Below are 1229 nucleotides of genomic sequence, written 5' to 3'. Positions count from 1 at the left end.
TCAGCCTGGCTCCCGGCGATATCCGCCCGTATCAGGGATTTAATGGCTCCCTGTACGGAGGTATCCCGGCTGTATTTCTGCTTCCTGATCCAAGCAAGGATATCGGCATCTGTCTTGTTGTTCAGTTTCAGCTTGACCTGTGTGGTATTCCACTCATCATACCTTCCCTGCGCCTCATATTTTGAAAATCCATACATGGATGACTCCTTTCCGGATAGGTGTACACCTACATCCGGGCATAGGTGTACACCTATGCCTGTGTGTACTTATTCCGGCAGTCGGCCTTCATACATGATCGACAGTTCCCCGTAAACCTGCCCCCAGTTGCGGATGGGCATTGTCCATTTCTTCGTGGCCTCAAAGGTCGCCAGATACAATGCCTTCAGAAGCGCTGTGCTGCCGGGGAATACGCTCCTCTGGCGGTTGAGCTTGCGGTAGGTGGAATTGAGGCTCTCTATGGCGTTGGTCGTGTAGATCACCTTTCGCACCTCCATTGAGAACTTAAAGATCGGCGAGACTACATCCCAGTTGTCGTGCCAGCGCTTCATAGAATTCGGATATTTCGGCGTCCACTTTTCTGTCACCTTCTCCAGCGCCTCCAGGGCTTTCTCCTCGTTCGCAGCGTGGTAGATAGTTTTCAGATCTGTGGAGAATGCTTTCCGGTCTTTGTCAGAGACATATTTGAGTGTGTTGCGTACCATATGCACGATGCAGCGCTGTTGTTCCGTCTTCGGGAATGCTGCCGATATGGCCTCCTTAATGCCCGTGAGTCCGTCTGAGCAGAGGATGAGGATATCTTTCACTCCGCGGTTCTTCAGCTCATTCAGGACAGAGAGCCAGTACTTGGAACTCTCATTTTCCCCGATTTGTATACTTAAAACTTCCTTTTTCCCTTCCAGCGTGAGGCCAAGGATGACATAGGCGGCAAGCTTGCGGATCACTCCGTTCTCCCGGACAGAATAATGGATTGCGTCAATATAGACTACCGGGTAAACCTCCTCCAGCGGGCGGTTCTGCCAGTCTTCGATCTGTGGAAGAAGCTTGTCCGTCACATCCGAAATGAAACCCTCAGAAGCCTCGAACCCATAGATATCCATCAGCGTGTCGGATATCTGGCTGGTGGTCATGCCTTTTGCATACATGGAGATGATCTTCTGGTCGATACTGGAGATATCCTTTTGCCGCTTTTTTACTACCTGTGGCTCAAACGTCGACTTCCTGTCCTGGGG

Annotated in this window: 2 protein-coding genes; both read right to left on the bottom strand. The window is 51.1% G+C overall.

What is annotated here, in order from left to right; all coding sequences use genetic code 11:
- Nucleotides 1–197 (bottom strand): hypothetical protein (locus G614_RS0124060; protein ID WP_027643895.1); only part of this gene is annotated, 197 nt, incomplete at its 3' end.
- Nucleotides 198–266: 69 nt separating this feature from the next.
- Nucleotides 267–1229 (bottom strand): IS256 family transposase (locus G614_RS0124055; RefSeq protein WP_027643894.1); only part of this gene is annotated, 963 nt, incomplete at its 5' end.

The sequence above is a fragment of the [Clostridium] clostridioforme AGR2157 genome (genome assembly GCF_000424325.1).
Classification (GTDB): Bacteria; Bacillota; Clostridia; order Lachnospirales; family Lachnospiraceae; genus Enterocloster; species Enterocloster clostridioformis_A.
The sequence above is the reverse complement of the archived record's forward strand: the minus strand, read 5'-3'. Positions and strand labels throughout refer to the sequence as shown.